Origin of the sequence: Vibrio sp. RE88 (assembly GCF_013113835.1) — a bacterium.
In the GTDB taxonomy this organism is placed as follows: domain Bacteria; phylum Pseudomonadota; class Gammaproteobacteria; order Enterobacterales; family Vibrionaceae; genus Vibrio.
In genome coordinates this window covers 142465-161946 of record NZ_VTYQ01000002.1, presented here as the reverse complement: position 1 = coordinate 161946, position 19482 = coordinate 142465, and the positions used below count along the sequence as shown (strand labels likewise).

16 protein-coding genes are annotated in these 19482 nt (G+C 46.4%); 10 read left to right on the top strand and 6 right to left on the bottom strand.

From position 1 onward, the window contains the following. The first annotated feature begins 89 nt into the window (after nt 1-89). The 4 genes from F0265_RS04255 (at nt 90) to F0265_RS04240 (ending at nt 3761) form a co-directional block, all read left to right on the top strand. Nucleotides 90-989: a DMT family transporter gene (locus F0265_RS04255; RefSeq protein WP_171747931.1), complete on the top strand. Its 900-nt coding sequence runs from the start codon at nt 90-92 to the stop codon at nt 987-989. Between the two features lie 90 nt (nt 990-1079). After that, nucleotides 1080-1991 carry a GGDEF domain-containing protein gene (locus F0265_RS04250; protein WP_171747930.1) on the top strand — a complete coding sequence of 304 codons (912 nt, stop codon included), beginning with the start codon at nt 1080-1082 and terminating at the stop codon, nt 1989-1991. 135 nt (nt 1992-2126) lie between these two features. Then, nucleotides 2127-2891 carry a DeoR/GlpR family transcriptional regulator gene (locus tag F0265_RS04245; RefSeq protein WP_006961259.1) on the top strand — a complete coding sequence of 255 codons (765 nt, stop codon included), beginning with the start codon at nt 2127-2129 and terminating at the stop codon, nt 2889-2891. Between the two features lie 147 nt (nt 2892-3038). Then, nucleotides 3039-3761 carry a LuxR family transcriptional regulator gene (locus tag F0265_RS04240; protein ID WP_171747929.1) on the top strand — a complete coding sequence of 241 codons (723 nt, stop codon included), beginning with the start codon at nt 3039-3041 and terminating at the stop codon, nt 3759-3761. Between the two features lie 300 nt (nt 3762-4061). Here the strand turns inward: F0265_RS04240 and F0265_RS04235 are convergent, their stop codons facing one another. Continuing rightward, on the bottom strand, nt 4062-5879 hold the full coding sequence (locus F0265_RS04235) for a hybrid-cluster NAD(P)-dependent oxidoreductase (RefSeq protein ID WP_171747928.1): 1818 nt from the start codon (nt 5877-5879) through the stop codon (nt 4062-4064). Nucleotides 5880-6374: 495 nt separating this feature from the next. On the opposite strand from F0265_RS04235, the gene pyrC reads away from it, so the two are divergent. Further along, nucleotides 6375-7403, top strand: coding sequence for a dihydroorotase (gene pyrC, locus F0265_RS04230; protein WP_171747927.1), 1029 nt, complete (start codon nt 6375-6377; stop codon nt 7401-7403). 52 nt (nt 7404-7455) lie between these two features. Here the strand turns inward: pyrC and F0265_RS04225 are convergent, their stop codons facing one another. Then, nucleotides 7456-8910: a PepSY domain-containing protein gene (locus F0265_RS04225; RefSeq protein WP_171747926.1), complete on the bottom strand. Its 1455-nt coding sequence runs from the start codon at nt 8908-8910 to the stop codon at nt 7456-7458. Between the two features lie 129 nt (nt 8911-9039). Further along, entirely contained in the window at nt 9040-9393 is a 354-nt protein-coding gene (locus tag F0265_RS04220) for a hypothetical protein (protein ID WP_171747925.1), read from the bottom strand. Nucleotides 9394-9733: 340 nt separating this feature from the next. Here F0265_RS04220 and uhpT point away from each other — a divergent pair, with 340 nt between their 5' ends. The 4 genes from uhpT to F0265_RS04200 all read left to right on the top strand — a co-directional run bounded on the left by uhpT (nt 9734) and on the right by F0265_RS04200 (nt 14726). Continuing rightward, nucleotides 9734-11125 (top strand): hexose-6-phosphate:phosphate antiporter, encoded by a 1392-nt coding sequence (uhpT, locus tag F0265_RS04215; RefSeq protein WP_171747924.1) that lies wholly within the window; start codon nt 9734-9736, stop codon nt 11123-11125. A 148-nt stretch (nt 11126-11273) separates the two neighbouring features. Further along, entirely contained in the window at nt 11274-11885 is a 612-nt protein-coding gene (uhpA, locus tag F0265_RS04210) for a transcriptional regulator UhpA (RefSeq protein WP_171747923.1), read from the top strand. Further along, nucleotides 11885-13396 carry a signal transduction histidine-protein kinase/phosphatase UhpB gene (uhpB, locus tag F0265_RS04205; protein WP_171747922.1) on the top strand — a complete coding sequence of 504 codons (1512 nt, stop codon included), beginning with the start codon at nt 11885-11887 and terminating at the stop codon, nt 13394-13396. The genes uhpA and uhpB overlap by 1 nt, the downstream gene beginning before the upstream one ends. A gap of 10 nt (nt 13397-13406) precedes the next feature. Further along, the gene (locus tag F0265_RS04200; protein ID WP_171747921.1) at nt 13407-14726 is read left to right on the top strand and encodes an MFS transporter; all 1320 of its coding nucleotides are present in this window, start codon (nt 13407-13409) and stop codon (nt 14724-14726) included. Here F0265_RS04200 and F0265_RS04195 read toward each other — a convergent pair. From F0265_RS04195 to F0265_RS04185, 3 genes are all read right to left on the bottom strand, one after another. Continuing rightward, a complete protein-coding gene (locus F0265_RS04195) occupies nt 14723-15106 on the bottom strand; it encodes a cytochrome b562 (RefSeq protein WP_043010096.1) in 384 nt (127 codons plus the stop codon). The two genes, F0265_RS04200 and F0265_RS04195, sit on opposite strands and share 4 nt — an antisense overlap. Before the next feature lie 79 nt (nt 15107-15185). After that, a complete protein-coding gene (locus F0265_RS04190; RefSeq protein WP_171747920.1) occupies nt 15186-15929 on the bottom strand; it encodes a phosphatase in 744 nt (247 codons plus the stop codon). A 49-nt stretch (nt 15930-15978) separates the two neighbouring features. After that, nucleotides 15979-16428: an SRPBCC domain-containing protein gene (locus F0265_RS04185; protein WP_045985076.1), complete on the bottom strand. Its 450-nt coding sequence runs from the start codon at nt 16426-16428 to the stop codon at nt 15979-15981. A gap of 166 nt (nt 16429-16594) precedes the next feature. On the opposite strand from F0265_RS04185, the gene F0265_RS04180 reads away from it, so the two are divergent. Next, on the top strand, nt 16595-19471 hold the full coding sequence (locus tag F0265_RS04180) for an HD domain-containing phosphohydrolase (RefSeq protein WP_171747919.1): 2877 nt from the start codon (nt 16595-16597) through the stop codon (nt 19469-19471). Nucleotides 19472-19482: the final 11 nt, after the last annotated feature.

Genomic DNA, 19482 nt, shown 5'->3' with positions numbered 1-19482 from the left:
CTGTCGCGCTCGATGTCTTTTAAGAGATATCTACAATCATACAGACCTGTCAAACTCACTTCCACTGTTCACTTTGAGATAGAGATCACATGATCTACTTACTTCCACTTTTTACTGTCTTCATCTGGGGAGGCAATGCCATCATCAATAAAATGGCTGCTTCGGTAATTGAACCCAGTGCGATGAGCTTCTTTCGCTGGTTTTTTGCCATGTTGGTACTCACTCCTTTCTGTCTACCTCAAGTCATCAAGCAGTGGACTATCATCAAACCATATTTGAGCAAACTTGCCTTTCTCGCATTGCTTGGCATGGTATTAAATCAATCTCTGGGTTATTACGCTGGGGTAACGACCACGGCTTCTAACATGGCGTTAATCACTTCACTGGTTCCACTCCTAAGTGTATTTATGAGTGTGCCCTTGCTTGGCAAAAGTATCTCGCCGCTCAGTATTGTCGGTGGCATTATCTCTCTGGCAGGTCTCTCCTTTATGCTAGGGCAAGGAGATATGGTTTTCTTCCTCCACCAAAGTGTTACTGAAGGCGACGCCCTGATGGTGTTGGCAGCCATTTGCTACGCTACATATTGCGTCCTTATAAAACGTTGGAGAATGCCTTTATCTAACTGGACACTCATCTATATGCAAGGGCTGTTCGCTGTACTCATACTGACTCCGCTTTGGCTATCGAGTGAGCATTTAGCCCCAACGCCAGGTTCTGTTTCTCTGATTGCTTATGCCTCCCTCGCAGGCTCTCTCCTCGCGCCTTGGATGTGGGTCAAAGCGATTGATGCAATAGGTGCAGACTCGAGTGCGATGTTTATGAATTTGCTTCCTGTGGTTGCCGTGGCTCTTGCAGCGACCTTACTGGGAGAGAATATTGAGAGCTACCACGTCATGGGCGGCATCATGGTGATCTCGGGAGTCATACTGTCACAAATAAAACGTGTACGAAGAACGGGCGAAAGTCTGCAAAATGTTAAGCAGGTATAGGTGGAGTCCGGCAAAAGAGTATATGTTTATATTAAACAATATCAATAACACGTCAGGATACGGCTAGACCTCACACGACAGGGAGGTCTTATGATCGAATTGGAGCATATTGAAGATATATATCAAGATAGGAAGTTTGCACTGCATGAGGAAGTACTGAATGAAATCGGCTCTTATGTATTCGTCAAGAATCGTAAAGGCGAGTACCTCTACGCGAATCAGCTCACCCTAGAACTTTTTAAAACCGATCTTGAATCACTAAAAGGCAAGACAGACTACGACTACTTTCAGCCCGATCTCCTTAAAGATATTCTCCATAGCGATCATTCTGTGTTCGAAACTGGCGAGACAGTGATTAATGAAGAACACGCCCGAGCCATTCCTGATGGCGAACTAAGAGTTTACAGAGCGATAAAAAAACCGATTATCAGCTCTGTAACTCGCGAAGTTATTGGCCTGATTGGCGTTTCGACCGACATTACTGACATTGTCGAAATGCGGGAAAAGTTGGCTGAGCTGGCCAATACCGATGACCTAACTAAGTTGTACAACCGCCGAAAGTTGTGGCATCAGTTCTCTGAAGAATTTGCTCATGCCCAAACCCACGACCTACCTCTTTCTTGCATCGTGATTGACATCGACCACTTCAAGCATATCAACGATACTTTCGGCCATGACCATGGTGACGAGGTCATTGTACAGTTGGCAGATATTGCTCGCTCTCATATACGTTCAACGGACTCCTGCGGGCGAATCGGCGGGGAAGAATTCCTCATCGTGTTGCATCAAACCAACGCTGCTCAAGCACTCAAAATCGCCGAGCGCTTACGTTGTGACTTTTATTCTTTTCCCTTCTTTACTGACAACAACAATTTCAGTATCAGTTGTGGTGTGACCGAATTAACGGATGCAGACAAGGACTTTTTTGACTTATACCGTCGCGCCGATAAAGCACTTTATGTGTCAAAGAACAAAGGACGTAATCGCAGTGCCAAACTTTAATCCCCTTGATTAATGCTCGTTTATGTGAACATTTTCTTAAAACGAACGTTAACCAGCCAGTTTCGCTCACAAATCATTGCTTTGCCCTCTGCAAACCGTAAAATCACTCTATTCCAACAGACAAGGACATTGTTAGTGAAAGCCATTAAGCGTCATCAGGAAATCATTGAACTGGTGCAAACTCAAGGTTTTGTCAGTACTGATGAGTTGGTCGAGCGATTTAACGTGAGCCCGCAGACGATTCGTCGTGACCTCAACGAGCTCGCTGATGACAACAAGATTCGCCGCAACCACGGCGGAGCGACTATCACATCGAGTGCCGAGAACTCGTCATATCAGACTCGTCAGATTTCCTATCAAAAGGAAAAAGGCCAGATCGCACTGGAGCTAGTCAAGCACATTCCAGATGGTGCGACTTTGTTCATTGATATCGGTACATCCCCAGAAGCGGTCGCAAGAGCACTGCTCGGCAAGCATCAGAATCTCCGTATCGTAACCAACAACATTAATGTCGCGACTATTTTGATGTCGAAGCCAGACTTCAAAGTGATCTTGGCTGGTGGAGAGGTTCGTGGCAAAGACGGTGGTGTCACTGGTGAAGCGACGCTCGATTTTATTTCTCAATTCCGCCTCGACTTTGGCATCCTAGGTATTTCAGGGATCGATTACGACGGCTCACTGCTTGATTTTGACTATCATGAAGTGCGTGTTAAACGCGCCATCATAGAAAACAGCCGCTCCGTCTTCCTTGGTGTTGACCACAGTAAGTTTGGTCGCAATGCCATGGTAAAACTCGGTACTATCGCTGACGTCGATCTCATTATTACTGATAGGAAGCCACCGAAAGAAATTGAGTCTTACGCAAAAGAAAATGACACCGTTCTTCAGGTGGTAAAATAAGAAAAGGCGCTATTTGGCGCCTTTTTCTATTTCGGCTTATCAATATGTTCAAAAATCCTTCAGTCTCACTTTTAACGTGAGAAAAATATTACATAACCCGATTGTAATTTGTTATAAGTAATAAAAAGTCGCGTTTTATGGCACTCAATGAAAGAAATTTTACGTCTGATAGATGACTACCAAACTATTGATTCTATTGAATCAATGCGAAAATTGCTTGAGCAGTTGAACCGTATAGTTAACAGCGAGTATTTTGTACTTGGTGTATCGTTTGACCCGCATATTAAAAATGGTCGTTTTATCGTCGTAGACAACTTTCCAGATGATTGCCGAGAAGAGTCATGTAATTTAGGGCTGATGTACGTCGATCCTATTTGCAAGTTTGGCGCATCAAATTGTATGCCCAGTGTCTGGGAATCTTCCAAGCAGATAGATATCCATAGTCAGGAGCTTTTTTCGTTATCCCATATCCAGGGGATTGAGCAAGGGATCAGCATTCCAATCCATGGGCTAAATGGCGAAGTGGGTATGCTCAGTTTCGCAACATCCGATGTCATTGCTCACCCCACCCATACCGACGTGTTACTGTTTGCTCAACTGATTATTCCCCTTATTGTGCAAAACCTATCGCACTTATCTCATGCGTCGCAGGCCGAGCATTCGCAGGCCATGCTGACCAACCGAGAGATTCAATGCCTAACGTGGGCTGCCGATGGGAAGAGCGCATCTGAGATAGCCGATATCGTCGACTGTACCGAAAGAACCGTAAAATTCCACCTCAGTAATGCCTGTAAGAAGCTCGGCGCAACCAATCGCTGCCAAGCAGTGACACGAGCGCTATTAGGTGGGCATATTAAACCGTACCCGTAACAGAAAATAGAATTTCTCAATTTCAAAACAAATAATCAAAGCCAATTTGATTAGTTATGCTCATATTTTCTACTTTAACCTACCAAATTGTATCAAAATTAATACAAAACCTGTCCGATCGGACAGTTACACTATCCTATTGTTTTTAATATCATTATGCGACTGAGTTACGACACGTCAGTTGGCTCAGACTGATGAATACGTCCTAAATACAAATTAAACAAAGTATTCACACTAAAAAAAGCCCCAGACCTTTGGTCTGGGGCTTTTACCTTTCAGATGGCTCATCCTGAGATGTGTTTAATTCACCACTTCGATATCAGTCTCAGGGACACAGCAACAAGCCAGAGCAACACCCATGTTCATTTCGTGATCTTGCAATCCCGGTACATCTGGTTGGTGAACTTTTCCTGATTCAACCGTCACCTTACATGCACCACATAAGCCAGCTCGGCAGCTGTGTGCAATAGGAATACCCGCATCCTCAGCCTGTTCCAGCAGTGGCTTCTGGTTACTGCCGACAAAGAGTTGGCCGTTAACGCTGATCTGTACTTCTTTAAAAGGTTGCGTGCTGGTTTGCGAAACACCAAATGCTTCTTGGTGGTAACACTCTTCTGGCAGCCCTTTTTTCAACAGAAGATTCTTAGCTTTCTGCATAAAGCCATCAGGGCCACATACGAACACCTGACGCTGTTCAAGATTTTCAATCTGCTTTAGGTGTGCGGTGGTTAAGCGCCCTTTTAAACCAAACCAGTCGACAGGTGGCTGGGACAACGAAATCAACACTCTCAAGCCAGGGTGTTTACGTTTGTAGCTATCTAACTCTTCTTTGCACGGGATATCTTCTACACTGCGGCACTGGTGATAAAAGATCACATCATCCGCTTGATCGTGATCAGATAAGTATCTCAGCATTGACAGCATTGGCGTCACACCACTTCCCGCAGACAAGAGCAAAATGGGTTGGTCGTGTTTATCTCCAAGATGGAAACTGCCATCAGGGTTTTCACAAGCTAACGTATCACCAACTTTCAGGTTGTCGTTGAGCCAGTTAGATACTCGCCCACCATCAATGCGTTTGACGGAAATAGCCAACCTCCCCGGCCTTGAAGGGCTCGAAGAAAGCGTATAACGACGCGCGACTTTTTCACCATCGATGTCCACTGAAATCGGTAAATGCTGGCCGGGTTGGTACACGGGAGCCGTGCCGTGTTCTGGTTCTAACCAAAACGTCACAAAGTCACGAGCAATCTCTTCACGTTCCACACACGTCATCACCAACTGTTCTGGAGTGTTGTCTGGATAGAATTCTTTCTCTTTGTATTCAAGGATTTCAACAACGTCTCCCTGACGAACCATACCTTCGTTCTTAGCGACTAGGTTTTGACCGAAGAAAACGCCACCTCGCTCGTTCGCGCGAAACTGAGATAGTGTGTTGAGTGGCTCTTTGCTTGGTCTGAATTCGCCTTTATCGACATCAACCGTTGTCAGAATGCAGCGTTCACACGCTTTCACCGCTTCAAACTCCACTTCTCCAATACGGATTCGCTTCCAGCTATCTTCCTCAAACGCCTCAGTCGTAGAAACAATCAGGTTGGCACGGAATTGGTCCATAGAGTGGTGTTCAGGGCTGCGGCGGTTTAGCTCATCCAAAGAGCCCTGACCAATCACGAGCATTGGGTAACCATCGGCAAAGCTGACGTTGTGGCCGACTTTCTCTCGCACTCGGTTCGATTGTTCGCCTGAAAACAGCAACTCTACCCTCTGTTGCAATACATCGCTGAACCAGTCGTCTGCATCGTCCGTTGTGGTATACGCGGTGAAGTTATCTTTCCATACCTGAGCAGGGGCTTCCTGCATTTTGAAATCTGAGTACTTTAAGCGAAGCGGCGGTTTGCCTTCTGCAACAAAAATTAAACCGTCTGGCGTCAAGCTCGACTGAACCTTAACCATATGCGGGTACTTACGTGCTGTCACCATGGAACCATCGGACAAAGCAAGCATAAAGCGACGGTCAAACATCAGGCCTTGCTTTTCTACCCAAGCAGAAGATTGGCTGATACCGCCTAAGGATTTAACTGGGAAAACGTTGATCTGAGAAAGAGTTGGAGCTGACATTGCTAATCCTGAGCTTTGTTATTTGCTGCGATTATACCCGACTCTCTAACGAGATGTTTCATCAAGATGTCAGTTCCAATCAGAAAATTCACTTCACACTTTGTGATTCCGATAATGAACTCGAAACCACCCCATAAAGCGTATCGAAATATGTCTTTGTCTTGAAAACTGTTAACACTCCACTCCCTTATGTAAGAATCCATTAAATTAACTTGTTCTAATGTAGCACCTCGCTAGTATGGCTCTACCGCATTATCCCAGATGCGGTACTCCAAACATTGTTGTGTTGTATAACGGAATATGAGAGTCCGATATTTCAGGGTTAACGGATTAGCCCTTTTCTTTCATTCAATGCGCTTCCAAAGCAAAAAACAGATGCATTAAAAGGCACTTTGCACTATCATCCTGTCGCCTAAGCGTAAGCGTTTGCCTTCACAGTTTTTCGTTGATGCTTAGGCTCCAATCAGACAACTTATTATTATGGTGGGAGCAATAATGACAACACTTACGATCACTCGTCCTGACGACTGGCATGTTCACTTACGCGATGGTGATGTTCTAACGGATACCGTCCGCGACATCAGCCGCTACAATGGTCGAGCGCTAATCATGCCAAACACAGTCCCACCAGTTACCGACACTGAAATGGCACTCGCTTATCGTGAGCGCATCATGGCAGAAAAGCCAAGCGAACAATTTGAGCCCTTGATGGCGTTGTATCTCACGGATAACACTTCACCCGATGAAATTCGCAAAGCAAAAGCTTCTGGTAAAGTGGTGGCAGCCAAACTCTACCCTGCTGGCGCAACAACCAACTCTGACTCTGGTGTGACTTCTGCTAAAAACATCTACCATGTGCTTGAAGCAATGCAGGAAGTCGGCATGTTGCTTCTGGTTCACGGTGAAGTGACAACTCACGATGTCGATATTTTTGACCGTGAGAAAGAGTTCCTAGATACGGTTTTAGCTCCCATCGTCAATGATTTCCCAGAATTGAAGATCGTACTTGAACACATCACAACGGCGGATGCGGCAACTTTCGTTAAAAATGCCAATGATAATGTTGCAGCAACCATCACAGCTCACCACCTGCTGTATAACCGCAACCACATGTTGGTTGGTGGAATTAAACCTCACTTCTACTGCCTGCCGATTCTTAAGCGCAACACCCACCAAAAAGCGCTGATTGAAGCGGCTACCAGCGGTAGCAAGAAGTTTTTCCTAGGTACAGATTCCGCTCCGCATGCAAAAGGTATGAAGGAAGCAGCGTGTGGCTGTGCAGGTTCATATACCGCTCACGCAGCGTTAGAGCTTTATGCAGAAGTGTTTGAGCTTGAGGGTAAGCTAGAGAACCTTGAAGCATTCGCGAGTCACAATGGCCCAGACTTCTATGGTCTACCTCGTAACTCAGATACCGTGACGCTCACTAAAGAAGAATGGGCAGTGTCAGAGTCAATGCCATTTGGTCAGGACATTGTCGTACCTATTCGCGCTGGTGAGACCATCGACTGGTCAGTAAAATAACAGAACCATAGATGAATCAGGCCACCAATAGGTGGCCTTTTTTGTTGTCGTACTAGGCTGCTGACGCTTCCATTTTCTGACGGAAGACGTACCAGTCAATCACACCAAAGAGCACGATAGTCACCGCCGCTAGTGGGAAAAAGACCGCAACCATCGCGAGTGTAACTGCGCCTACCTTCCAGGTGCCGTCACTTTCAAAGCGAGGCGGAATGCCGACTCGAGTTTTGCCTGCTGGCCTTCTGATCCACCACATCACAACGCCAGTGATAGAAATAGCGATGAACGCCACACAAAATACAACATTGAGTATCTTGTTAACCACGCTGACATCCCCTTGGTGTAAAGACACGCCTGCTGCCATAAATTTAGCAAACGGACTGTAGTCCTCCCAAGTCACATCAACCAACACTTTACTTGTGTACTGGTCTATGTGAGTGGTTTTATCTTTTCTCGGGTCGCTAATGTCACCCGCCATAGAATTCGCTGCTAATGTATATACGCCCGTTTCAGACTGAGGTAAAAAAAGATTAAACTGAGTAAAACCAAGGCGTTGTGCTTGCTCGACTATCGAATCTATGCCGATACTCTGACTGATATCATACGAACTATGTTCATGATGAGCATGATCTTCGCTGCCATGAACATGCCCCGTAGATTCAGGTACCGGAGCCTGTTCTAAGTTCCATGGCATTTCTTCCTCACTGCCGTGATTGAGATCAGCGTGAGTCAGCTGTGACTCTGGCTTATCGCCCCAAGTGTAGTAAGTGGGAAACGTATTCCATGCCTGAACCAGTTTGCTGCCCCAAACGCCAGCCCAAGCCAAACCTGAAATGACGAAAAACAGTAACACAACGGACAACACACCACCCAAGTTCGCGTGCAGATCGCGCATCAAGATACGTGTGCCCGATGTAAAGCGCACTTTCAGAAATCCTGCTTTGCTTGCGTTGTCCCTTGGTAACCACAAATAGATACCCGTCACCAACAGTAAGATACTCAAGCTAGCAGAGACTTCGATTAAGTAATCACCCCATTGACCAATCAACAAGGTTCCGTGGATTTCATTCGCAAGCTGATACCAGCTGTCACTGCGATCTATTTCACCTAATACTTGCCCACTATAGGGATTCACGGTGACAAACACCGAAGTGCCATCTTCCAGACGGACACTGAACTTATTGACCAAGTTTGCTTCAGCGGCAGGGATATACTGAGTAACCTGCCCAGATGGGTAACTAGCTTGAACGCTCTCTAGTTGCTGAGACACAGGAACTTTTGAAGATTCAGGCATGACAATCAATTCATCTTGGTATCTGGCTTGTTCGATTTCATCATCAAACAGCATGACAAGCCCTGTCAGGCTGAGCATAAGCATAAATGGGATGACATAAAGGCCTGCATAAAAGTGCCAGCGCCACGTCATGAAGTAGCGTGATTTGGTTCGAGCCTTCTCTGAAGATAGGCGTGAAGATTCCTTAGGTGAAGTCTGAGTTTGACTACCCAACATTACAATTTCCTTTTTATTGCGCGCAGCAAAACCCTTCGGATTCAACCCGAATTGATCATTCATTGGTGTTTGCTGAGCGTAGACTTTACAGTGAGGCGCTATGCCTTATTTAATAATTTTATTTTTATATCAAGCGAGAGATAAAGGCGGCGCACGTGGGAGTGCAAGCTGATAGCGAACGCTTAGAGCCAAAAAAGCATACGCTTCATCACTCACATACGACTGTCGTGTAAAGTAAGGTGGTGTTGGAAGTGAATCCTGATGGAAAGAGGAAAAGTGACTGAATGGACAAGGCTTGCCGTGCTGAGTTTCTGGCTTACCTTCTTCGACCTGAACCAGCTCGAAACCATTGATGGTACATAACGTTGCCCAAACTCCTGCGTTTGAGCCATGCGCATTTATGACCGGCATCAGAGAAACGAGCAGCCAACTCAGGGCACTCGCCAATAACATCGTCCGGTTAAAATTCGTTGCGCGTAACATGATCACTCTCGATTTGTTAACTGTAACTATATAACGTGAAGTTAACAAACTCAGCCAGTTGTGCTGCAAAACATAAGCTTAGTCATAACTTTTCTACAAAAAGAACAATAACTAACCGAAACGAGTCCCGCCAATCATGTGACGTTATTCACGAAACACTCACTAGTCAATTCGATCTAGGAAATTTTCCTAATCCACCTAGGAGCATCTCTCAAGCCACAACGCACCGCGATGAATACACTTAGCGCCATCGATTTACTCCTGACTGCCTGTCAGCTAAATCAACCGAATTTATTATTTGCTTCGCCCAAAGGGCTAAGCTGGGCTCTAAGGATTCACTATGTTGAAATTTCTAGAACAAGTACGCAAACCAACGCTGGACCTGCCAGTCGAAGTTCGCCGAAAAATGTGGTTTAAACCCTTCTTGCAATCTTACTTGGTTGTATTCATCGGCTACATGACCATGTACCTGATCCGTAAGAACTTCAATATCGCTCAGAACGATATGATCTCCACTTACGGTCTATCGATGACTGAACTAGGTATGATCGGCCTTGGCTTCTCGATTACTTACGGCATCGGTAAGACTGTGGTGTCTTATTACGCCGATGGTAAAAACACTAAGCAGTTCCTGCCATTCATGTTGATCCTTTCAGGTCTTGCCATGCTGGGCTTCAGTATGAGCATGGGAGGCGGTAGCGTCAGCCTATTCCTCATGATTGCGTTTTATGCGTTAAGTGGTTTCTTCCAGAGTACAGGCGGTCCTTCTAGCTACTCAACCATCACCAAATGGACACCACGTAACAAGCGCGGTTCATACCTTGGCCTGTGGAACATGTCGCACAACGTTGGTGGTGCGGGCGCAGCAGGTGTCGCTCTATTTGGCGCGAATTACCTATTCGATGGCCACGTGATTGGTATGTTCATCTTCCCATCTATCATTGCTCTGGTTGTTGGTTTTATCGGCATGCGTTTTGGTAGCGACTCTCCAGAAGCCTACGGCTTAGGTAAAGTGGAAGAGCTGTTCGATGAGACTGTCAGTGAAGAGGACAATGCCGCAGAAGAGCAGCAAATGTCTAAGCGAGAAATCTTTGTTGAATACGTACTGAAAAACAAAGTGATCTGGCTGCTGTGTTTCGCCAACATTTTCCTTTACATCGTTCGTATTGGTATCGACCAATGGTCAACGGTTTATGCCTACCAAGAGCTTGGTCTATCTAAAGAAGCGGCAATTTCTGGTTTCACCTTGTTCGAGGTGGGCGCTCTGGTCGGCACATTAATGTGGGGTTACTTGTCAGACTTAGCTAACGGTCGCCGCGCGCTGGTTGCTTGTGTATCACTTGGTTTGATTATTGTGTCACTCGAGTTCTACCAACATGCCACCAGCGAATTCATGTACCTAGCGTCACTGTTCGTATTAGGCTTCCTTGTCTTTGGTCCTCAGTTGCTGATTGGCGTTGCAGCCGTTGGCTTTGTACCGAAGAAAGCCATCAGTGTTGCTGACGGTGTGAAAGGCACATTTGCGTACCTGATCGGTGACAGCTTTGCAAAACTTGGTCTAGGTATGATTGCAGACGGCACGCCTATTTTTGGCCTGACGGGTTGGCAAGGTACTTTTGCTGCACTCGATACTTCTGCGGCTATCTGTATCGGCTTACTTGCGTTCGTCGCCATTGCTGAAGAGAAGAAGATTCGTAAAGCTAAGAAAAAGCTTGCTCAAGTAAACGCCTAATACCCCCAGTTAGCGCTATCTAATACTCGCTGTTCTGCCTGAATCAGAGAGATATAGATAGCGCTTTTTTTAGTTCCAAACGCTATTTGCCTATTGGTAAACTTAACGGTAACTTACCCCGCACTCTGCCTTGCTTTGGATAATTGCCATGATTAATGTTGCTCTCGTTGATGATCACGTCATCGTCCGATCCGGTTTCGCCCAGCTTCTAAGCTTGGAAAGTGACATTAACGTTGTTGGTGAATTCAACTCTGTGTCCGATGCAAAACAAGGCTTGCCCGGTAGCGGCGCCAATGTGTGCATTACCGATATATCGATGCCCGATGAAAGTGGCCTCACTCTACTTGAGTCGCTACCCTCCGGCATCGCCTGCGTTATGCTGAGTGTCCATGACTCTCCCGCGATGGTAGAAAAAGCGCTTGAAGCTGGGGCTCTTGGATATTTGACTAAACGATGTAGCCCCGAAGAGCTGGTTCAAGCGGTACGAACCGCGTCCACTGGAGGCTGCTACTTAACCCCAGAAATCGCCTTGAAGTTAGCCTCTCCTAAAAAAGTGACCGCTTCATTAAGTCAGCTAACTAAGCGTGAGAAACAAGTCTGTGAACTGCTTGCGGCCGGCATGGATGTCAAGTTAGTGGCCAGCCAGCTCGGTTTGAGCCATAAGACGGTTCACGTCCATCGCGCCAATGCCATGGACAAACTCGCAGTCAAAAACAACGTTGAGTTGGCTAAGCTGTTCAGTCAGGAAATCCCGCTCTGATGCGCAACTACCTGATCACTTCTGTCTGTGCTTGGTTCATTACCCTGTGCAGCTGGTTTTGCTTATGGGTCATTTCTTATTATTTCGTTAATGACGCTGAGTTGGCTATTCTCTTTTTCCCCTTCGCTTTGCGACTGGGGGTTACCCTGCACACAGCCAAGAAACATTGGCCTGCAATTTATGCGGCCGAATGGCTGCTGACGATCTCTCTAGCGCTATTATTAGACCAACCTCAATGGCTTACCGTTTTAGCAGCCAGTGCCGCCAGTATGCCAGTTACTGCTATGGCGGTGCGATTTAACTACGGGGTGCAATCTCAGCGATTATTGGTTCAGGCTGCTGTGATTATTGTGTCGTCGCTGATCAATGTTGCTGCTGTAAGTAGTCACGTTGAGTCACCTAGCTTGGTTTGGCTGGTTAGCGTCACTGGTGGGCTCATGCTGGTTCCGACCTGTTATCTAGTCTGGAACTACCTGTTTCAAAGCACTTGGCTGCCATTGACGTCCAATTTGATCAGCCAGCCGATTCAGTTCAACGTCAAACCGATTATTCTGTTCGTCATCGTTTTTTCTGTCAGCATCGCGCTGCAAATTGGGCTTCCCGATGAACTGCGTCGTTTTGCCCCCTTCTGCCTTGCTATTCCTATCATCCTGCTCGCTTTTCGCTACGGCTGGCAAGGTGCCATGCTTGGCACACTGCTTAATAGCATCGCCTTAATTGCAGCACGCAGTGGCGTGTCACAAATTGAAGTCACCGACCTTCTATTGTCGATTACGGCGCAGACCTTAACTGGGATATTGCTTGGCATGGCAGTCCAGCGCCAACGAGATTTGAACCAAAAATTGCGCCACGAGTTAAGCCGCAACCAAAACTTGTCACGCCAACTGGTGAAGGCTGAGGAATCAGTGCGTCAGGAAGTCGCACGTGAACTGCACGACGAAATTGGCCAGAATATTACTGCTATTCGTACCCAAGCCAGCATCATTAAGCGCGTCGAAAACCCGGAGATGAGCGCCAATTGCGCCACCACCATCGAATCCCTGTCACTGAATGTGTATGACACCACCAAAGGGCTGTTAACTAGACTCAGGCCCAAAGCACTGGATGACCTTGATCTGGTCGAAGCTCTGCAGCAGTTGGTTCGTGAAATGGAGTTTGAGCAGCAAGGCGTTAACGTCTCATTCAAACTGCAAGGCGGGCATGTATCTACGTTAAGCGATGCGACCAGTGCGACCTTGTATCGGATATGTCAGGAAGCTCTTAACAATGCACAGAAGTACGCTCAGGCGAGCCGTTTAGAGATTGATATCAAACTGAGAGACGAAGTCGAACTCAAGATTCAAGACAACGGCATAGGATTCAAACTGCAGGACAGCCAAAAAGGCTTTGGTTTAATAGGCATGCAAGAGCGAGTGCAGGCACTCGGCGGGCGATTTAATATTCGCAGCTATAGTCAGTATGAGTCAGAGCAACACGGTACGGCTATTCATGTCGAACTGCCGGGAATTTGAGGTGTAGTTTATGTCCGATTCTATCGCTCAGCCTAATCACACCACCCACGAGGTGAAGTCGACTTACCAATACTGGCGGCTGCATATCATGGTCGGTATGTATCTCGGCTATGCTGGCTTTTACTTCACCCGCAAGACATTTAACTATGCGACACCTGCTTTGATCGCAGACTTAGGTTTAGACAAAAGTGACATAGGTTTGATGGGCACGTTCTTTTATCTGACCTACGGCTTGTCTAAGTTTATTTCCGGCATCGTTTCAGATCGTTCTAATCCTCGCTATTTCATGGGGCTTGGACTAATTGCAACAGGCATCATTAACATTCTGTTTGGCTTATCCAGCTCACTCTACGCGCTGTTCGCGCTTTGGGTACTCAATGCCTGGTTTCAGGGCTGGGGTTGGCCTTCCTGTTCAAAACTGCTGACGACATGGTATTCACGCTCTGAACGCGGTTTCTTCTGGGCTATCTGGAATACCGCCCACAACGTTGGAGGAGCCTTAATCCCTCTTGTCGTCGGTTACATGGTACTGCATTACAGCTGGCGGGAAGGCTTTGTTATTCCAGGGATTATTGGTGTCATCATCGGGCTGTTCCTCTGTTGGAGGCTGAGAGATAAACCGATCACCATGGGGTTACCCACCATTGGCCGATGGAAAGACGACAAGCTTGAACTGGCACAAGAAAACGACGGCCTTGGTTTGAAACCTCACCAAATTCTGCGCACCTATGTCCTGAACAATAAATACATTTGGTTGCTGGCGTTTAGCTACGTGCTGGTGTACATCGTTCGAACAGCGGTCAATGATTGGGGCAACCTATACCTTACCGAGCAGCACGGTTTCGACTTGATCAACGCAAATGCCGCTTTATCCTTGTTTGAAATCGGTGGCTTTATCGGCTCTCTGGTTGCGGGTTGGGGCTCAGACAAATTATTTGGTGGTAATCGTGGCCCAATGAACCTGATTTTTGCGATGGGAGTCTTCTTGTCAGTGGCCGCTTTGTGGCTAATGCCAGTGACGAATTTTGCTTTTCAGGCCGCTGGATTTTTTGCCATTGGATTCTTTGTATTTGGACCACAAATGCTAATCGGTATGGCCGCTGCGGAGTGTTCGCACAAAGATTCAGCGGGGGCTGCGACGGGCTTTGTCGGGCTATTTGCTTATATGGGAGCGGCGCTAGCTGGCTATCCGCTGGCTATCATCATGGAGCATTTCCACTGGACTGGGTTTTTCGTCACAATTTCAATCTGCTCGGCAGTTATTGGACTGTTACTCCTGCCTTTCTTGCAAGCTCAATTCAGCAACAGTCCAAATCACACATCAAGTTAGCCGAATAGCTTGCTCCAGATACTTGGGTTACGTTTGTCGTGATATTCAATGCGAAGCTCATCGACCTGACGCAAAGACTCTTTTGCCGACGCCATATCGCCAGCGTCCAATTGCGCTTCTACTTTATCCAACGCACCCGATAGCTTATTGAAACCTTCAAAGTAGATATCAAACTTTTCTGGTGGGTAGTCGCCACGCTTTGACTGCTCTACCAGTTCAGACAGGTTAGTCACCGCTGTCTTCATATCGGTAATTTCAGTTGCTTCAGCAGCGTGTTTAAATTCAACTTTCATTTGCTTCATTGTTGCTTTCAGGTCGAAATCTGACGCAAAAACCTGTGCTGATACCATCAGTGCAAGAGCTGGAATTAACTTTCTCATTGTATTGTTCTTATCTTGGAATAGGAGGGGAAAGTGTACTGAATTCAGTCAGCACACTTGAGATGAAAATTGTATCAACTTATAAATTGACGTAGTCCTCGATAGGCGCTCGACCACGTAGTTCGAGGAAATCGAGGAATTGGCGAGCAGAATACGTGATAACCTGCGAACTGTCGATGCCGACATTATCCATCAACTCAGACACCAAACTGAGATTACCGACATCCTGGCAGAAATGCGCATCACTGCCCGTGGTAAAGTACACTCCCACTTCTTTACCAATCTGAGCGATTTCGTGGCAGCGTTCAACACTCCCCACCCTGCTGTTGCCTTTTAGTGTGGTGTTGTTAATTTCGATTGCGACGTTATGCTCTTTGGCGCACGCAAGAACCGATTCAAAATCAAAGTCGAAGTTCGGATTCCCTAAATGCCCCAGAGCATCAACTCGACCGCCGCGAATAGTATTGATGAGTGCTTCAGTGTGCTCCTGTTTATTTGAAGGGCGGAACACAGGTTCGTGAAAGCTGGCAATCGCCCAATCTAGATTCTTATCTGTTGAAGGATGGATATCCACTTCACCCCGAGTGTTTAGAATATTGGACTCTACACCCCGAATGACAGCAACACCCTCTATAAATCGAGGTAGGACGCGCTGATTAGAAAAAAACCAGTAGTGCGGCGCTCCCGGCATCGATTCCGCATGGTCAGTAGTGCAAAATATCTCCAGACCATGCTCTTTTGCCAGCCTAGCATTTTCAATGAGTGTGCTATAAGCATGACCACTAGCATAAGTGTGGGTGTGAGTGTCAACAACAAGCTTCATAAACGTCAGCTACCTAAATCTCCCAAAGTCTGGTCAGCATTTTACCAGCCTAGCTCCCTTGTTGCTCACATATTACTTTGATTAGTGGCAACGCCTTCTCCCACCCACTGTTGAACATGCTGACGAAGTCGGGATGAGTTTCTATCGTCACTTTCAGTAACACCGAATTTTCCAACGGTGTGATCTGGTAACTTTCCTTACTGCCAATCCACTTCTTGGCAGAATCACTGTCTATGTCTTGTATATGATCCGGATTGAAGATGGCAATATGATGATATTCAATCACTTTGTGCTTTTCGATGCGGTCGACAATAGCACGCGTACCTCCTAGCTCTGGATCAAAGAAGGATACATTGCTTCCCTCTAGCCATTCGCCTTCAAACTGGGATTGAGGCGAAAACACTCTCGCCCATTGTGAATACAATTCAGCTTCTGTGAGCACTTTCCAGATAGTTTCTGGCGTTGCCGCCACCTCAATCTGATAATTTAGCATTAACATCTTGTCGTTTTCCTTTTCTAAACCTCTCTTAGTTATAGTTGATTCAACGTCATATTACGTTGTAAATCAGAAAACTAGCGCTCTAACCTACCTAAGCTTAACGACAACTTTTGCATGATTCGCATATTGACCAATACTTATTAAGTGATTTATTAATGGGCAAGATATGAAGAAACGTCGCTATTCGCTGAGTATCCATATAACGAGCTTGTTTTTGGTACTGACTACCTTGGTCGGTACTGTGCTCATTGCGATTAGCTATCGTCACTCTCAGGAATTGCTGACTGGCAGTGCTAAAGAATTGAGCAGTGAGAACAGTCGAAAGCTTGAGTCGACGTTCAGGGTACGTGCCGGTCCAATCCTCACCACTCTCGATTTTATGGCGCTGAGCGCCGTTATCGATGAACGTACGGCACCGCTCAAAGCGAAACGATTTCTCTCTTCATTGGAGTTAATTTTTCAAAGAAACCAGGGGCTAGTCGCCTTGTTCTATGCAAATGAACACGGTGAATTTACGATGCTTCGCCCGCTGCGCGACAACAAATCTCGAGAACGATTTGGGGCTCCACCAAAAGCCAGCATGATGATCAACTTCACCAAGGTCGATGGTTCAAATGAGTTCCATTATTTGGATGGCAACCACAAACGTATCGGATACAAGAAAACCAATGACAACGAATTCGATCCTAGAGTCAGGCCCTGGTTTACCAACGCCGATCCTGACGGGGATATTCGCCTCACTGAGCCTTACTTTTTTTATTTTCTGAAAACCAACGGCGTGACCTTGTCTCGCCGCTCAGCAGATGGTGGAAAAGTGGTGGCAGCCGATTTCACATTGTCTTCCTTATCCAAACAAATTGGTGAGATTGGCTTTTCTGACAATACCAAGCTGATGCTCTTTGACAATCAATTTCGAGTGTTGGCACAGCATCAGACAGGCATCGATCTGGCTCTCGATAACGACCAAATTCAACAAAAGCTTGAGAGCAGCCTCTTTACCCCCATACTCCATCGTCATAGCAGTCAGACACTTTATGAACCCGTTGTAAATGACGGTAAAAGCTGGGCAGTGACATTAACCCCTGTAGTGCTCAACGAACACGTACGCCTTCTTCTCGCAGAGGCAACACCTCAAGATGATCTATTAGCGAATTTACTTTCGATGCGCGACCGACAGATCACCGTCGCGATGGCAATGCTTGCGATTTGCTTTGTTGTTGTGTGGGTCGTGGCGAATAAGTTAGCGACACCTTTACAAAACCTTGTGTTACTTACCGATAATATTGCTCGCTTTGATTTCAAAAAAACCCGTTACCCTAAAAGTGTCATCAAAGAGGTCGCTAACCTGACCGAGTCGATTGAACTGATGGAACATACGCTACATGATTTACTGCGCTTGCTGCGCGACACGGCCAGTAATCAGGATTTCTCTGTTCTTGCCAAAACCATCACCCACCAAAGTTACCTCGTCACGAAAGCAGAAACTATTGTTCTTTATACCTACTCGGAAAAACAGAAAGCCTTTGAAATTGCGGCGAACCACGCCATCATTCCATTTAAGATCGAATTGAATGAATTCCTGACTGAGACAGCTTGGTTAGAGACCGATTTGCGTCGAGGCGAGATTATGCACCTCAATCGAAGTGACAACGCGCTCAACCGACATAAGGAGTACTTCTATAACTCCGACGTCTATTTCTTCCCACTGCTCAACCGAGAAAAACGTTTAGTTGGTATTTTGCTGCTTGGGTACGAACGAGCGATCACCAAAGAACAAAGCGATAAACACGCCTTCCTCAAAGAGTTGTTGAGCTTTGCTGAAATCGCCAAAGAGAATATCGACCAGATGCAGCAACAAAAAGACATGTTGAATGCATTCATTGAGCTGATCGCTTCAGCGATTGATACCAAGTCCCCCTACACTGGCAGCCACTGCCAGCGTGTCCCTGAGCTGACAAAAATGCTGACTCAGGTCGCTCAGGACGATGACAATTACTTCCCTCAATTTGGTATGAGTAAAAAACAGTGGGAAGAGCTTCACCTTGCTGCTTGGCTTCACGACTGCGGTAAAGTCACCACACCAGAATATGTTATTGATAAAGCAACGAAACTTGAAACCATCTACGACAGAATCCACGAAATTCGAATGCGCTTCGAACTGCTCAAAACTCAAGCCGAAGTGGATTATTGGCAAGGTCTTTACCAAGGAGGTAGTGCGACCGAATTAAAACGCACCCTGAAAGACACACACAAAACGTTGGATGAGGAATTTCAGTTCATCGCTCAATGTAATGTCGGTAGTGAGCAAATGGAAGAATCTGCCATTGAGCGGCTCAACAACATCGCGAAAAGGCAGTGGAAACGAACCTTAGATGATCAAGCCGGTGTATCTTGGGTCGAAAAACAACGAGCAGGTGAGGCGTTGGCTTTGCCAGTGATGGAACCACTGTTAAGCGATAAGCAGACTCATCATATCCCGTGGAAACAGGGAGAGAGCCCGCAGGATGTCTGGAAAGAACATTTTATCCTGCAACCCGGAAGCCTTAAATACAATCGCGGTGAACTGTACAACCTCTCGATTCGCTACGGCACTCTAAATGATGAAGAACGATTTATTATCAATGACCATATCATTCAGACCATTACCATGCTTGGCCGCCTTCCCTACCCTGAGCATTTGAAAAATATCCCGGAAATCGCGGGCGGACATCACGAACGTATGGATGGAAAAGGGTATCCAAGAGGATTGGGTGAAGAACAGCTCTCTATCCCAGCTAGAGTTATGGCTATTGCAGATGTTTTTGAAGCACTTACTTCCAGTGACAGACCTTATAAGAAAGCGAAGAATCTGGAGGAATCACTCAACATCATGACGCACATGGCCACTTCAGGCCATATCGATCCTAAGCTTTACTTGCTCTTTTTGGAGCACGAAATTGATCAGAAATACGCAGAGATGTTCTTAGCACCTCAGCAGATCGTTCCCGTCGAGCGAGAAGAACATATTCACACCGTCAAAACACACCTGAAAACCTTATTCTAAATCCGCGCTAA

Coding starts and splice junctions, on each gene's coding strand:
- uhpA (WP_171747923.1), top strand. CDS start 11,274: ATGATTAATGTTGCTCTCGTTGATGATCACGTCATCGTCCGATCCGGT.
- uhpB (WP_171747922.1), top strand. CDS start 11,885: ATGCGCAACTACCTGATCACTTCTGTCTGTGCTTGGTTCATTACCCTG.
- F0265_RS04235 (WP_171747928.1), bottom strand. CDS start 5,879: ATGTCAGCTCCAACTCTTTCTCAGATCAACGTTTTCCCAGTTAAATCC.
- F0265_RS04200 (WP_171747921.1), top strand. CDS start 13,407: ATGTCCGATTCTATCGCTCAGCCTAATCACACCACCCACGAGGTGAAG.
- pyrC (WP_171747927.1), top strand. CDS start 6,375: ATGACAACACTTACGATCACTCGTCCTGACGACTGGCATGTTCACTTA.
- uhpT (WP_171747924.1), top strand. CDS start 9,734: ATGTTGAAATTTCTAGAACAAGTACGCAAACCAACGCTGGACCTGCCA.
- F0265_RS04225 (WP_171747926.1), bottom strand. CDS start 8,910: ATGTTGGGTAGTCAAACTCAGACTTCACCTAAGGAATCTTCACGCCTA.
- F0265_RS04195 (WP_043010096.1), bottom strand. CDS start 15,106: ATGAGAAAGTTAATTCCAGCTCTTGCACTGATGGTATCAGCACAGGTT.
- F0265_RS04220 (WP_171747925.1), bottom strand. CDS start 9,393: ATGTTACGCGCAACGAATTTTAACCGGACGATGTTATTGGCGAGTGCC.
- F0265_RS04190 (WP_171747920.1), bottom strand. CDS start 15,929: ATGAAGCTTGTTGTTGACACTCACACCCACACTTATGCTAGTGGTCAT.
- F0265_RS04250 (WP_171747930.1), top strand. CDS start 1,080: ATGATCGAATTGGAGCATATTGAAGATATATATCAAGATAGGAAGTTT.
- F0265_RS04240 (WP_171747929.1), top strand. CDS start 3,039: ATGAAAGAAATTTTACGTCTGATAGATGACTACCAAACTATTGATTCT.
- F0265_RS04185 (WP_045985076.1), bottom strand. CDS start 16,428: ATGTTAATGCTAAATTATCAGATTGAGGTGGCGGCAACGCCAGAAACT.
- F0265_RS04180 (WP_171747919.1), top strand. CDS start 16,595: ATGAAGAAACGTCGCTATTCGCTGAGTATCCATATAACGAGCTTGTTT.
- F0265_RS04255 (WP_171747931.1), top strand. CDS start 90: ATGATCTACTTACTTCCACTTTTTACTGTCTTCATCTGGGGAGGCAAT.